Annotated in this window: 10 protein-coding genes; 4 read left to right on the top strand and 6 right to left on the bottom strand. The window is 61.9% G+C overall.

The window, feature by feature from the left end; genetic code table 11:
- Window positions 1-143: 143 nt before the first annotated feature.
- Together BLU26_RS00685 and BLU26_RS00680 are read left to right on the top strand one after the other, a co-directional pair.
- Complete coding sequence (locus tag BLU26_RS00685; protein WP_092283038.1) at window positions 144-680, top strand: hypothetical protein; 537 nt, start codon at window positions 144-146, stop codon at window positions 678-680.
- A 240-nt stretch (window positions 681-920) separates the two neighbouring features.
- On the top strand, window positions 921-1,955 hold the full coding sequence (locus BLU26_RS00680) for an NADP-dependent oxidoreductase (RefSeq protein ID WP_092283037.1): 1,035 nt from the start codon (window positions 921-923) through the stop codon (window positions 1,953-1,955).
- A gap of 70 nt (window positions 1,956-2,025) precedes the next feature.
- Here the strand turns inward: BLU26_RS00680 and glpD are convergent, their stop codons facing one another.
- Window positions 2,026-3,573 (bottom strand): glycerol-3-phosphate dehydrogenase, encoded by a 1,548-nt coding sequence (gene glpD / locus BLU26_RS00675; RefSeq protein WP_092288299.1) that lies wholly within the window; start codon window positions 3,571-3,573, stop codon window positions 2,026-2,028.
- Between the two features lie 139 nt (window positions 3,574-3,712).
- On the opposite strand from glpD, the gene ybaK reads away from it, so the two are divergent.
- Together ybaK and glpK are read left to right on the top strand one after the other, a co-directional pair.
- A complete protein-coding gene (ybaK, locus tag BLU26_RS00670) occupies window positions 3,713-4,183 on the top strand; it encodes a Cys-tRNA(Pro) deacylase (RefSeq protein ID WP_092288298.1) in 471 nt (156 codons plus the stop codon).
- Window positions 4,184-4,227: 44 nt separating this feature from the next.
- On the top strand, window positions 4,228-5,715 hold the full coding sequence (glpK, locus tag BLU26_RS00665) for a glycerol kinase GlpK (protein ID WP_092283036.1): 1,488 nt from the start codon (window positions 4,228-4,230) through the stop codon (window positions 5,713-5,715).
- 131 nt (window positions 5,716-5,846) lie between these two features.
- Here glpK and efeO read toward each other — a convergent pair whose 3' ends face one another.
- The 5 genes from efeO to acnA all read right to left on the bottom strand — a co-directional run bounded on the left by efeO (window position 5,847) and on the right by acnA (window position 13,207).
- Window positions 5,847-6,689, bottom strand: coding sequence for an iron uptake system protein EfeO (efeO, locus tag BLU26_RS00660; RefSeq protein WP_092283035.1), 843 nt, complete (start codon window positions 6,687-6,689; stop codon window positions 5,847-5,849).
- A gap of 50 nt (window positions 6,690-6,739) precedes the next feature.
- On the bottom strand, window positions 6,740-8,050 hold the full coding sequence (efeB, locus tag BLU26_RS00655) for an iron uptake transporter deferrochelatase/peroxidase subunit (RefSeq protein ID WP_092283034.1): 1,311 nt from the start codon (window positions 8,048-8,050) through the stop codon (window positions 6,740-6,742).
- Between the two features lie 39 nt (window positions 8,051-8,089).
- Window positions 8,090-9,211, bottom strand: a complete 1,122-nt coding sequence (locus BLU26_RS00650; RefSeq protein WP_172830622.1) for a cupredoxin domain-containing protein — start codon at window positions 9,209-9,211, stop codon at window positions 8,090-8,092.
- A 19-nt stretch (window positions 9,212-9,230) separates the two neighbouring features.
- Complete coding sequence (gene efeU / locus BLU26_RS00645) at window positions 9,231-10,070, bottom strand: iron uptake transporter permease EfeU (protein ID WP_092283032.1); 840 nt, start codon at window positions 10,068-10,070, stop codon at window positions 9,231-9,233.
- A gap of 404 nt (window positions 10,071-10,474) precedes the next feature.
- On the bottom strand, window positions 10,475-13,207 hold the full coding sequence (gene acnA, locus BLU26_RS00640) for an aconitate hydratase AcnA (RefSeq protein ID WP_092283031.1): 2,733 nt from the start codon (window positions 13,205-13,207) through the stop codon (window positions 10,475-10,477).
- Window positions 13,208-13,422 lie beyond the last annotated feature (215 nt).

Below are 13,422 nucleotides of genomic sequence, written 5' to 3'. Positions count from 1 at the left end.
ATTTTTCTTGTAATCGTCCCGCTATATAGCAAGCAGTTATATCGAAAAAAACCTACGCCTTAAAATAATTTAAAAACAGCGCTTTACCGCAACAAATTACAACTACGCTTTAGCTTAGGCATATAAACAAACAGGATGTAGTCGTGATTGCCAGCCCAGTTGCCTTACCCACACCGGACAATGCTGCCCAAGACCTTTTCCCCCTAAACCTGCTGGCCCTCAGCGCTGCCGACAACCTACTGGAAAACATACTGCGACCGACCCTCGCCTATCTTGGCGTGCGCTGCGTTGCCATGGAGCAACTGTTGCTGGGCACTCTGCTGACCACCGCGCGCCTGCCAGCGCTGCAGCGCGGCGACCAGGCAATTGGCCCATACGCCATCAGCCCACAGCAACACACCGACATCTGGGATCAGCACCTGGCCAGTCAGCCCGAACTGGCCAGCAAGGTTCGCGGTCTGGCCAGCCAACACTGTTTTCTGCAAAACCCGCACGCCGAACTGGGCTACAACCTCGCCTACGCGACCGCCATTGCCTGGTTGATCTACGAGCGCCAGCAACTGGCCATCTCCACGCGCAGCGACCTGCCCAGCCTAGCGCGAATCTGGGAGCGCTCCTACCCCCATAAGGGTGGCCGCGCACAGGACTTCCTGCGCGCCTGGCGCGCCGCCTGCAAGTAGCTCTCCTCGCCCTCCCGGGCGGGTCGCGCTCCCTCTCGACCAGGGCGCGCTGCAACACCAACTTGCGCGACGGGCACCTAGCGCGCCCAGCAGCGTCTCTTCGCGATCAATAGCACAGCATCACCGCCACTAGCGCCAAGTTGAACCATTACCGCGCACTGCGCATCCTAGGGCAACACCATCGTCATGGCGCCAACATCGGCCCCATGCCGCCTCACACCCCAAAGCAGGAGACGTGCAATGCCACAGTCAGACACCACCAATCGCCAGATTCTGCTTGCCTCGCGCCCGGTCGGCGCACCGACCGCTGCCAACTTCAATCTGGTAGAAACCGCCATTCCCGCCGTGGGCACGGGGCAGATGCTGCTACGCAACCGCTGGATGTCACTCGACCCCTACATGCGCGGACGCATGAGCGACGCCAAATCCTACGCCGATCCGGTCCCGGTCGGCGGCGTAATGACCTGCGCCACCGTCAGTGAGGTGCTGGAATCCAAGCTCGACGGCTACGCCGCAGGCGACCTGGTAATGAGCTTTGCCTCAGGCTGGCAGGACTACACCCTCTCCGACGGCGCCATGGTGTTTCGCCTCGACAACAACATGAAAGAACCATCGCAGGCACTGGGCGTGCTCGGCATGCCGGGCTTCACCGGCTATATGGGTCTGACCGATATCGGCCAACCCAAGGCCGGTGAAACCGTCGTCGTCGCGGCTGCCACTGGCCCGGTCGGCACTGTGGTGGGTCAGGTCGCCAAGCTGATGGGTTGCCACGTGGTCGGCGTTGCCGGCGGTGCAGACAAGCGCCGCTACGCGGTCGAAGAGCTGGGTTTCGATGCCTGTATCGATCACAAGGCCGATGACCTCAACGACAAACTGATCGCCGCCTGCCCCAAGGGCATTGATGTGTACTTTGAGAACGTCGGCGGCAAGGTGTTCGATGCCGTGATGCCGCTACTCAACCCGCACGCGCGCATCCCCTTGTGCGGTCTGATCGCGCAGTACAACGCAACCGAGCTGCCCGCCGGCCCGGACCGCCTGCCACAACTGATGCGCCTGATGCTGAGCCAACGCATTCGCATGCAGGGCTTCATTATCTTCGACAACTACGGTCACTGCTTCCCGGACTTCCTCAAGACCATGACCCCCTGGGTCGAGAGTGGCAAGGTGCGGGTGAAGGAAGATCGCGTAGAGGGTCTGGAGAACGCGCCAGAAGCCTTCATCGGGCTACTGGAAGGTAAGAATTTCGGCAAGCTGGTGGTCAAGATCGCCGATTGAGGTATGCCGAGCCTGGCCTGCGGGGTGCGTTGCACGGGCCAGGCTTCGCCATGCGGGCTGCTGCCGCTAGTCACACCGCCAGTATTTCGCCCGCCAACGCCTGCAGATAGTCAGCCAGTCGCGCCTGCTGAGCCGCGTTCAAGTGCAGCCCCAGCTTGGTCCGCCGCCAGAGGATCGCCTGCATGTCCCGCGCCCACTCGCGCTCGCGCAAGTACTTGATCTCGCGCTCGGTCAGGCCCGCGCCGAATTGCTCGCCCATGTCCTGCTGTGAGCGCATACCGCGCAGAAATACCTGGCTCAGGGTGCCGTAGCAACGCACAAAGCGCTCCAATTGCTGCTCGGTAAGCCAGGGGTACTCGGTCTTGAGCTCGGCGCTCAGCTGCGCCTGTGACTCAAAGTCGCCCCCGGCCAGCGCATGGCTAGCGGTCCAGGATGGGTGCGCGTCAGGGAACCAGGGCTTGAGTTTATCTACCGCCGCCTCGGCCAGGGTTCTAAAGGTCGTCAGTTTTCCGCCGTACACGGCCAGCAGCGGCGCCTGGCCGGTATCCCCTTCCAACGTCAGGCTGTAATCGCGACTGACCGCCGAAGGGTCGGATTCACTGGCATCACTGATCAGCGGCCGCACCCCGGAAAACCGGTGACGGATGTCTTCATGCTTAAGTTGGCGCTTGAAGTGCGCGTTCACCACCTGCAGCAGGTAATCGACCTCGGCCTCTGTAGGCTCAACCTGGGCGGGGTCCCCCTGATAGTCCACATCGGTGGTGCCAATCAGCGAGTAATCGTTCTCGTAGGGCAATACAAAGACGATACGCTCGTCCTCGTTCTGCAGAATATAGGCCTGACGACCGTGGTACAGCTGCGGCACCACAATATGGCTGCCCTGCACCAGACGCACGCCATAGGGCGAGCGCGTATCCACCACGCGCTCCATCACTCGCGCGGCCCAGGGCCCGGCTGCATTGACCAGCGCCCGCGCGTGCACGGTTTCCGCCGTGCCATGGTCAGACAACAGCTCAATCTGCCACAGGTCACCCTTGCGGCGTGCCGACTCGCAGCGGGTGTAGGTGCGAATGTCGGCGCCCAGGCTCGCCGCCTGCACCGCGTTGAGTACCACCAGCCGCGCGTCATCAGCCCAGCAGTCGGAGTACTCGAAGGCATAATCGATCTGCGGGTTCAACGGGCCCTGGCCATTCAAGGGCGCGCCGGTGGAGCCCGGCAGTGTGGTGCGCTTGCCCAGGTGATCGTACAGAAACAAGCCGGCGCGCAGCATCCAGCGCGGGCGCAGATGCGGCCGGTGCGGCAGCACAAAGCGCAGCGGCCAGATGATGTGCGGCGCCTTCTGCAACAGCACTTCACGCTCGCCGAGCGCCTCACGCACCAATCTGAATTCGTAGTGTTCGAGGTAACGCAAGCCGCCATGTACCAACTTGCTGCTCGCCGACGAGGTGTGCGAGGCCAGATCATGCTGCTCGCAAAGTAGTACAGAAAGGCCGCGCCCGGCGGCATCATTGGCGATCCCTGCGCCATTTACCCCACCGCCAATGACCAACAGATCATAGACCGGGGCTTCGCCGGCCGGTCGGACGGTACGGCGTTCTTCTGGATGGGGCTTGAACATCAGCATCTCCGAAACCTGCGCAATCCCGCGCCAGCCTGTTGTACAACGTCACCGGCCCGCTCGCAAGGCCTGCAAACGGCGACTTGGCCCCGCGCGCCCGGCAGTTTACTCTGTGGCCAGTTACCTGCATGTGAACGCCATGACCCCAGCCACCAAACTGCTCGACAAAGCCCGCGTCAGTTATCAACTGCACCGCTATAGCCACGACCCGCAAGCCGAGTCCTACGGTACCGAAGCCGCCGACAAGCTAGGTCTGGAGCACGGCCGGGTGTTCAAAACCCTGCTGGCCACGACCGAAACCGGCGAACTGCTGGTGGCCGTGGTACCGGTAACCGACAAGCTCAACCTCAAGGCTCTGGCCAGCGCCGCGCGGGTAAAGAAGACCGCCATGGCTGACCCCGCCGCCGCGCAGCGCAGCACCGGCTATCTGGTTGGCGGCATCAGCCCCTTGGGGCAGAAGAAACGCCTGCGCACCTTTATTGATGCCAGCGCGGCAAACTGGCCTACTGTGTACGTCAGTGGCGGGCGCCGTGGGCTGGAAATTGAACTCAGCGCCGCAGATCTGCGCCAGCATACCGCCGCCCAGCTCTGCGAGCTGTGCCGCGACTGAGCATAACGCCCATAACAATACCGACCGCACAGGACTCCAGCCTTATGGCCAACCCCATTCTCGCCATCGACCAGGGCACCACCAGCAGCCGCGCCATCCTGTTCTCGGCCGCCGGCAAGCCCGAATTTACTGCGCAGCAGGAATTTGCTCAGCATTTTCCGCATGACGGCTGGGTGGAGCACGACGGTGAAGATATCTGGAACAGCACCCTGGCGGTCTGCCGCGAGGTGCTCGAAAAAGCTGGCATCAGTGCCGATCAGGTGGCGGGCATCGGCATTACCAATCAGCGCGAGACCACCTTGCTGTGGGACGCGCAAACCGGCGAGCTGCTCTACCACGCCATCGTCTGGCAGGACCGCCGTACCGCCGACTTCTGCGCCGAGCTCAAGGCCGCCGGCCACGAAACCATGGTGACCGAACATACCGGCCTGCTGATCGACCCCTATTTTTCCGCCACCAAACTGCGCTGGTTGCTGGAGCACGTCGAGGGCGCGCGCGCGCGCGCCGAACGCGGCGAGCTGCGCTTCGGCACCGTCGATACCTTTCTGCTCTGGCGCCTCACCGGGGGCCAAGTGCACCGCACCGACGCCACCAACGCCTCACGCACCATGCTGTTCAACATTCATCAGCAATGCTGGGATGAGGAACTGCTCACCCTGCTGGATATTCCTGCCAGCCTGCTGCCAGAGGTAATGGACAGCGCCGCCGATTTCGGCCAGACCGACGCCGAGCTGCTCGGCGCCAGCATCCCGGTCTGCGGTATTGCCGGCGACCAGCAGGCCGCGCTGATCGGCCAGGCGTGCTTCAGCCCAGGCATGGTCAAGAGCACCTACGGCACCGGCTGCTTCATGGTGATGAACACTGGCAGTGAGCCGGTACGCTCCAGCAACCGTCTGCTGACCACTGTGGGTTATCGGCTCAAGGGCGAAACCACCTACGCGCTGGAGGGCAGCATCTTTGTTGCCGGCGCAGCGATTCAATGGCTGCGCGATGGCCTCAAGCTGATTCAGAACGCCGGTGAAACCGAAGCCCTGGCGCGCGAAGCCGGCGGCACCACCGGCGTCTATCTGGTGCCGGCCTTCACCGGCCTGGGCGCGCCCTACTGGGACCCGGCCGCACGCGGCGCCATCTTCGGTCTGACCCGCGATACCGGCATCGCGCAGATTGTCACCGCCGGGCTGCAGTCGGTCTGCTTCCAGACCCGCGACCTGCTCGACGCCATGACCGCTGACGGCGCCCACAGCACCGCCGCCCTGCGGGTGGACGGCGGCATGGTGATCAATAACTGGGTAGTGCAGGAGCTGGCCAACATACTCGGCGTGACCGTCGACCGACCACAAGTGACCGAGACCACTGCGCTGGGCGCCGCGTATTTGGCGGGACTGCAATTGGGGATGTTCGACAGCCTGGAGCATATCGCCAGGCACTGGGCCTGTGAGCGCACCTTCACCCCGCAGATGAGCGAAGAGAAACGCAACGCGCTATATGATGGCTGGCTTGACGCGATTCGCCGTGTGCGGGATGAGCACTGAGCGGAGGCGCTGCAGACGGCGCCTCCTGGCCACTCGCGACCCAACCTGAGCACAGCCGTAAGCCGCCAGCGCGGCCGGGCAGGCAGCGCCGTTGTCGGCACTGCCTACTGGTCAGGGATGCCTGCAGGACGTCAGTTCAGACCCAGCAATCCACGCAGCGTAGATAGCTCTTCGGCCAGCACTGTCACCGGTCCCACCAGCGCACGGCGGTCGGCATCGCTGACCTGCTCGTAACTGACAAAGCCGCTGTCTACATCGCCTTTCTGCACGTAGTAATGCGCCAGCGTCGCTTCCATCGAAGCAAAGTTGTCTTCCACGCGCTGCACGAAGGCGGCATCTTCTTCCGCCGCCAGCGGCTTGACCAGTTCAAAGATTTTCTTGGCGCCGTCGACGTTGCCCTGAAAATCCCACAGGTCGGTGCGGCTGTAACGGTCCTCTTCCCCCGACACCTTGGTGGCGGCCACTTCTTCCATCAGCGCTGCTGCGCCGCCCACGACTTTCTCAGGCGGGAAGGTCAAGCCGGCAACGCGTTGTTCCAGATCTTCCACATCGCTCATCAGGCGCTCTGCGTAAGGCGCCATGCCATCAGTGCTCTGATCGTGAAAGAGCGCGTATTCCAGGCGATGAAAGCCGGTGAACTCCGGGTCCTTGACGCCTTTCTCATAGTCATCTTCCCGCGCATCGATGCTGGCATCCAGATCGGCAAAGAGCTCGGCAATCGGCTCGATGCGCTCGTAGTAAACGCGCGAGGGGGCGTAGAGCGCCTGCGCTTTCTTCACGTCACCGGCCTTGATGGCCTCGGTGAATTCGCGGCTGTGGGCAGTAAACTGCTCCAGATTATCCAGCACATAGAGTTTGTAATCAGTGATGGGCGCGACCAGATCCTGCGGCGCCACCGCTGCGTGCGCTGAGGCCTGCATGCCGATCAGGCCAAAGGCGCTGGCGGCAATAAACAAGGTGCGAGGTAATGACATTTTTTCTCTCCAGCAAATGAAGGGTATGGCCAATCGACGAATAACGGGGTTCAGCTGGCAGTCAGCAGGCTGCTGCCCAGGAAATCCCCCTGTTGTATGCCCGGCAGGGTAAAGAAATAGCCCCCACCCACCGGTTTGATGTATTCCTCCAGCGGCTCGCCATCCAGGCGCTGTTGTACGCTGATAAAACCCGCCTCCAGGTCGGCCTGATAAGCAATGAACAGCAAGCCCATATCCAGCTGGCCATTAGCCTCAACGCCATTGGAGTAATTGAACGGCCGACGCAGAATCAGATTGCGCTCGCTGCCCGCAGTGCGCGGGTTGGCCAGACGGATATGTGAGTCCAGCGCGGTAATCTCACCCTTCGGGTCATCGGCATAGTGCGGCTCATCGTGCTCCACGGTGCCCGACATGGGCGCGCCGCTGTCACGCCGGCGGCCAAAAATGGCTTCTTGCTCCTGCAGCGGCGTGCGATCCCAGCGCTCGACAAAATTGCGAATGATGCGCACCGCCTGATAGCTGCCATTACGCGCCCAGGCTGGTTCACCCTCGCTGCCATCGACCCAAACCACCTTCTGCATCAGCTGGCGGTCATCGGCCTGCGGGTTGGCGGTACCATCACGAAAACCCAGATAGTTACGCGCACTCTCGGTGGAGCCGTCGGCTTTAGGCGCCATCACCGGCACGGTGCCCTCCTGCTTCCAGCGCAGCAACAAAAGACCGGGGGTGTTCTTGATAATGTCGCGCAGCGCGTGAATGGTGGTGCCTTCGGTGTTGGCACAGAACTGCAAAGACAAATCGCCATGGCAACGTGCTGCGTCCAAGGCGTCGTTGGGGAATGCCACCATACGCTGCAGATGGCGCGGCTTGGCCGCTGCCAGCCCAAACCGCTGATCAAACAATGAGGCCCCCACCGACACGGTGATGGTCAGCGCATCGGGCGCTACCTGCGGGCCGAGGATGCCGGAGTCGGTCGGTGGGAAGCGCGCGTCGCGCTGTTCTACTCGACCGCCGCGGGTCAGAAAGGCAATGCGCTCGGACAGTATCCGCAGTAAGCGCTCAAGGCCCGCGCGATCGGTACTCAGCACATCGAAGGCGGCGATCATGCCCACCGCCGGGCGCGGCGTGGTAATGCCCTGCTGATGCGCACCATGAAAGTCATGTGCCTGAAAGGTGGCGGCGCTCGAGGGCGCATCTGTTACCTCTACCGCCCTGCCCTGACCGCCAGCAGTGTTAGCGGCAGCGACGGCGCTCAGGCTGGCCGCCCCCAGACCGGCAGCGCCCAAGCCTTGCAAAAACCGCCGTCGGTTCAGACCGGCGAAGGGACAGCCGCCACCGGCGTTGTTGTCGTACTCACTCATGCTTTAACCACCTTTGTTTACTTTCACCGTGCAGCGCACTCAGTACGCCGAGGCCAGCTCGCCATTGACCTGCTGCAGCGCCGCCGCCAACGCCTGGGTATCGCGCAACAGCGCACTGCGTTCTGCCGGCTTGTGCTGCAGCTGCTGATCCAGTGCCCCCAGCGCTTGCTGCAGCTCATCGGCATCGGGTAACAGCGGCGCCAGCAGACTCACCACTTTGTCTGCGCCTTGCTGCAGGCCGCGCAAATCATCCAGTTCACGCGGTGTGAGCTGCGCTTGCGTGCGCTGCTGGTCATGCCAGGACTGCAACACCCGCGCCTGCCCCTGAGCCAGCTGCGGTGCCGGTACGCCGTCATTGCGCAGTCGCTCGCGCAGTTGCTGAATATCCGCCCTCAACTGGTCTGCCACCGGCAGCAGCTCCGCCGTGCTGCCTTGTTCGAACAGGCCATAGGCCAAACGCTGAAAACCGGAAAAAGCCGAATCCTGTTCGCGCTCGGCAAAGTAGTCGGCACGGGCATTCAGGCGCTGATCCAGATCGCTGAACAGGCCAATCGCAGGGGCCATGCGCTGATCAATCAGTCGCGCCTGGCGATAGGCGTCCTGCGCCGCCGTCAGGTCGTCTGCAGCAATCGCGCTCTGCAACGCCTGCGCAGCGCGATCCAGCTCGCGCCCCTGTAACGTCAGGTAGACCCGGTATTCCGCCAGCGGCCCGATCAGCGCCTTGGGAGACAGGGTAGCGCCGGCCGGTTGGCCGGCCACCGCGGTGACGGTCAGCGTGCCCCGTGGATTGCTGAGCAGGCCGCAGGTCATCTGGTACTCGCCCGGCGCCAGCGTCGCGGTGATGGGCTGGCGCAACTGCGGGGCAATGTTCTCGCGCTCCTCCAGCACCATTACACCGTCGAGAATCTCCCACTCAATGGCGCGCTCACTCTGGTTGATCACCGTGAAGCGCGGCTGCCCCGCTGGCACGGTGACCGCGTTCGGCTCGCAGCCCCGGGCAGTAATCACAATCTCGGTGCCTACCTGCTGATCGCCGGTGTTATGCCCCAACGAGAGATAAAACAGCCCCAGTGCGGCCAACAGCAGCAGCGCCGCCAGAACCATACCCAGACGCAGCAGGCCGGCTGATGGCGCCGCGGAAGACGACTTTGAATCAGACATGGAAAACTCGCTTGTAGGCTTAACGGACAACATCAGCCCGCGCCGGCAGCGGCGACAGGCGTTGAGTGCGGAAGAACAGCGCGAGCGTGACCGCCAGATAACCCAGATAGGCCACCACTTCGCTCAGGCTGGGCGCCGGCTGATAGCCAAACACGCCGGCAAAAACGCTGCCCAACGGCGTGTCCAGCGGCAGCCAGGCACTCAGATCAAATAGCACCTGCTGAGCCTGGTTCCACCAACCCGCCTCGTGCATGGCGCGCACCGAACCGGCAAACAGGCCCGCTGCTACCAGCAGGATGAACAACCCGGTCAGACGGAAAAAGTGCTTGAGATTGAGCCGCAGGCTGCCGCGATAGAACGCCCAGCCAGCAGCGACTGAGCACAGCACACCGAGCAACGCGCCCAAGGGTGCGCCACTTCCGCGGCTTTGCTGAAAAATGGCCAGCAGAAAGAACACCGACTCCAGCCCCTCGCGCGCCACGGCGAGAAATACCATGCCGATCAGCGCGTAGGTGTGGCTCTGGCCACGGGCAAAGGCGCTATCCAGTGCGCCGGTCAACTCCGTCCGCAGCCCTTGGGCCGCACGCCGCATCCAGAAGACCATCCAGGTCAACACGCCCACCGCCAGCAAGCCAATCACCGCCTCGAACATCTCCTGCTCGCGCTGCGGAAACTCGGCGCTGACCAATTGCAGGCCCGCGCCAACCAGCAGCGCCAGGGTCGCGGCAAGAAAAACACCTATCCACACCGCCGGCATCCAGGCACCCCGACCGGTCTGGCGCAAGTAACTGGCAATAATGCCGACAATCAAAGCGGCCTCAAGGCCTTCACGCAACATGATAAGAAAGGGAACGAGCATCACCACCAACCGGGTATGGGAACGGGAATCACTATCAAGTGAGCCACAGCATACATGTTACAAAATGTGTAAGAAAATCACATTTACATAATTTGCTGAAACCGGACCTTGTACGCCTCGCCAGAAGCCAGTTAAAACAACAACTTATATTTATTTTTGGGTGCGCGGAATTACCGCACCTGGTGCTCGGCGCGGTTCAACCCGTACTTATTTGTATCTCCGGCAGGCCGCCAAAGGCAGTGGTGGCCGGGATAGAAGTAGTGCTCCCGGAAAGGCACGTGCCCGCTTCTGTGAGGGTCGAATTCCATCTCGACCCACTGCATCAGCAACGCGCCGACGCTGGCCGGGATGGAACCCGGCCCTTCTGGAGGAGCACAGCGCCGGCCTTGCCGGCGCAGCGTCCTTTAGCTGCCGATCAGATCGCGCAGCACGTAGTGCAAGATCCCGCCCGCTTTGAAGTAATCAATCTCGTTGCGCGTATCGATGCGGCACAGCACGTCGAAGTTGACCTTGTCACCCTTGCTGGTGGTGGCAACGACCTTGAGGCTTTGGCCGGGTTTGAGGTCATCGTTGATACCCTGGATGTCGATCACCTCGTGGCCGTCCAATCCCAGGCTGGCGACGTTCTGGCCTTCCTTGAACTGCAATGGCAGGACGCCCATACCGACCAGATTGGAGCGGTGAATACGCTCAAAGCTTTCGGCCAGCACGGCTTTTACACCCAGCAGGTTGGTGCCCTTGGCCGCCCAGTCGCGGCTGGAGCCAGTGCCGTACTCCTTGCCCGCCAGCACCACCAGCGGTGTGCCTTCTTGCTGATAGCGCATCGCAGCATCGTAAATCGCCATGCGTTCACCGCTAGGCGTATGGATTGTTTCACCACCCTCTTCACCGCCCAGCATACGGTTGCGAATGCGGATATTGGCGAAGGTGCCGCGCATCATCACCTCATGATTACCGCGCCGCGAACCGTAGGAGTTGAAGTCGTCGGGTTTCACACCCAGGCTCTGCAGATACTCGCCGGCGGGCGAGCTGGCCTTGATGTTGCCGGCGGGCGAGATGTGATCGGTGGTAATGGAGTCGCCAAATACTGCCAGCACGCGTGCCTGCTGCACATCCACCAGCGGTTTGAGCGGCTGATCAATCTCGTCGAAATACGGCGGGTTCTTCACATAGGTAGAGTCGTTCTGCCAGGCATAGGTTTTTCCCTCGCTGATCTGAATCGACTGCCAATGCTCGTCGCCGCTGAACACATCGGCGTAGCGCGAGCGAAACATGCCATCTTCAACCTGAGCAACAGCGTCGGCGATTTCCGCGTTGCTGGGCCAGATATCCTTGAGGAATACCGGCTTGTTCTCGGCATCCAGCCCCAACGGCTCTTCGGCCAAGTTCAGGCGCGTGTTGCCCGCCAGGGCGTACGCCACCACCAGCGGCGGCGAGGCCAGCCAGTTGGCTTTTACCTGCGGATGCACGCGGCCTTCAAAGTTGCGATTGCCCGAAAGCACGGCAGAGACCACCAGATCGTTCTCGCTCACCGCATGGGCGATGTCATCGGGCAGCGGGCCGGAGTTGCCGATACAGGTCGTGCAGCCATAACCCACCAGATTGAAACCCAGCTGGTCCAGGTAATCAGTCAAACCGGCTTTTTCCAGGTAGTCGGTCACCACCTTGGAGCCGGGAGCCAGCGAAGATTTGACCCAGGGCTTACGCATCAAACCGCGCTCGATGGCCTTCTTCGCCACCAGCCCCGCCGCCATCATCACACTGGGGTTGGACGTATTGGTACAGGAGGTAATCGCCGCGATCACCACCGCACCGTGGCTCATCACGTGCTCTTTGCCATCCACCGTAATGGTCGCCTGGGCATTCTGCGCACCCACTGCAGTGCCGCCACCGCCCTCACCTTCCAGGCGTGCCTGTTCCTGATCGGCGGGAGCCACCTGCAGCGCCAGCAGGTCATCAAAGGCGTCGGGGATATCCGGCAGTGCCACCCGGTCCTGCGGGCGCTTGGGCCCGGCCAGGCTGGCTTCCACCTCGGCCATGTCCAGATGCAGGCTGTCGGTAAAGGCCGGCTCATCGCCTGGCTCACGCCACAGACCCTGCGCCTTGCTGTACGCCTCCACCCGCGCAATTACCTCGTCAGGGCGACCGCTCAAACGCATATAGCCCAGCGTGATGTCATCCACCGGGAAGAACCCGCAGGTCGCACCGTACTCGGGCGCCATGTTGGCGATAGTCGCGCGATCCGCCAGCGGCAGATCGGCCAGGCCATCGCCGTAAAATTCGACAAACTTGCCGACCACGCCGCGCTTGCGCAGCATCTGGGTAACTGTCAGCACCAGATCCGTAGCGGTCATGCCTTCGCGCAACTTGCCCGTCAGCTTGAAGCCGATAACCTCGGGAATCAGCATCGACACTGGCTGCCCCAGCATCGCCGCCTCTGCTTCAATACCGCCGACACCCCAGCCCAGTACACCCAGGCCGTTGACCATAGTGGTATGCGAGTCGGTACCTACCAGCGTGTCAGGATAGGCCCAGAGCTTGCCGTCGACCTCGGAGGCCCAGACGCTCTGCGCCAGATACTCCAGGTTCACCTGGTGGCAGATACCGGTACCCGGCGGCACCACGCGGAAGTTGTCGAAGGCTGTCTGACCCCAGCGCAGGAACGCATAGCGCTCACCATTGCGCTGCATCTCGATTTCAACGTTCTGATGAAAGGCTTCGTCGGTGGCAAACCGGTCGACCATGACCGAGTGATCAATCACCAGATCGACCGGCGACAGCGGATTGATCTGCTGCGGGTCACCACCGGCGCGGGCCACGGCGTCACGCATCGCCGCCAAATCGACCACCGCCGGCACGCCGGTAAAGTCCTGCATTAATACCCGCGCTGGACGGTACTGGATTTCGCGGTCAGAATGCCGCGCCTCGAGCCAGTCAGCCATGGCCTGAATGTCCGCCCCGGTCACCGTCTCACCATCCTCGTTGCGCAGCAGGTTTTCCAGCAACACCTTGAGTGATTTGGGCAATTTGTCGATGCCCTTGAGTTGCTCAGCGGCCTTTTGCAGGGAATGAAACTGGTAGGTCTTGCCGGCCACATCCAGTGTGGAGTGCGTTTTCAAACTGTTGACTACAGACATTCAGTCGTCTCCTCTCAGCCGGCTACGAACCGGCTTTTGATTGGCTTAACTCGAAATCACGGTCTATTACATAGTTATGAATCGACAGGCTGTTTTCACCGTACTAAGCAAAACCAGCCTCTGCAACCGGCTATTCAGCCATTCCGATTGCAGCCGATAACCACAGAATAGACAACACGACGGGAATAAAATCCCGCAACTCCAGTCAAGGATGC

It is taken from the genome of Halopseudomonas sabulinigri (assembly GCF_900105255.1).
Taxonomy (GTDB): domain Bacteria; phylum Pseudomonadota; class Gammaproteobacteria; order Pseudomonadales; family Pseudomonadaceae; genus Halopseudomonas; species Halopseudomonas sabulinigri.
This window is presented reverse-complemented; position numbering and strand designations above follow the sequence as displayed.

What these genes read in the sequence shown, in the direction of transcription:
- BLU26_RS00680 (WP_092283037.1), top strand. Translation starts at nt 921, where the DNA reads ATGCCACAGTCAGACACCACCAATCGCCAGATTCTGCTTGCCTCGCGC.
- acnA (WP_092283031.1), bottom strand. Translation starts at nt 13,207, where the DNA reads ATGTCTGTAGTCAACAGTTTGAAAACGCACTCCACACTGGATGTGGCC.
- efeB (WP_092283034.1), bottom strand. Translation starts at nt 8,050, where the DNA reads ATGAGTGAGTACGACAACAACGCCGGTGGCGGCTGTCCCTTCGCCGGT.
- efeU (WP_092283032.1), bottom strand. Translation starts at nt 10,070, where the DNA reads ATGCTCGTTCCCTTTCTTATCATGTTGCGTGAAGGCCTTGAGGCCGCT.
- ybaK (WP_092288298.1), top strand. Translation starts at nt 3,713, where the DNA reads ATGACCCCAGCCACCAAACTGCTCGACAAAGCCCGCGTCAGTTATCAA.
- glpD (WP_092288299.1), bottom strand. Translation starts at nt 3,573, where the DNA reads ATGTTCAAGCCCCATCCAGAAGAACGCCGTACCGTCCGACCGGCCGGC.
- BLU26_RS00650 (WP_172830622.1), bottom strand. Translation starts at nt 9,211, where the DNA reads ATGTCTGATTCAAAGTCGTCTTCCGCGGCGCCATCAGCCGGCCTGCTG.
- glpK (WP_092283036.1), top strand. Translation starts at nt 4,228, where the DNA reads ATGGCCAACCCCATTCTCGCCATCGACCAGGGCACCACCAGCAGCCGC.
- efeO (WP_092283035.1), bottom strand. Translation starts at nt 6,689, where the DNA reads ATGTCATTACCTCGCACCTTGTTTATTGCCGCCAGCGCCTTTGGCCTG.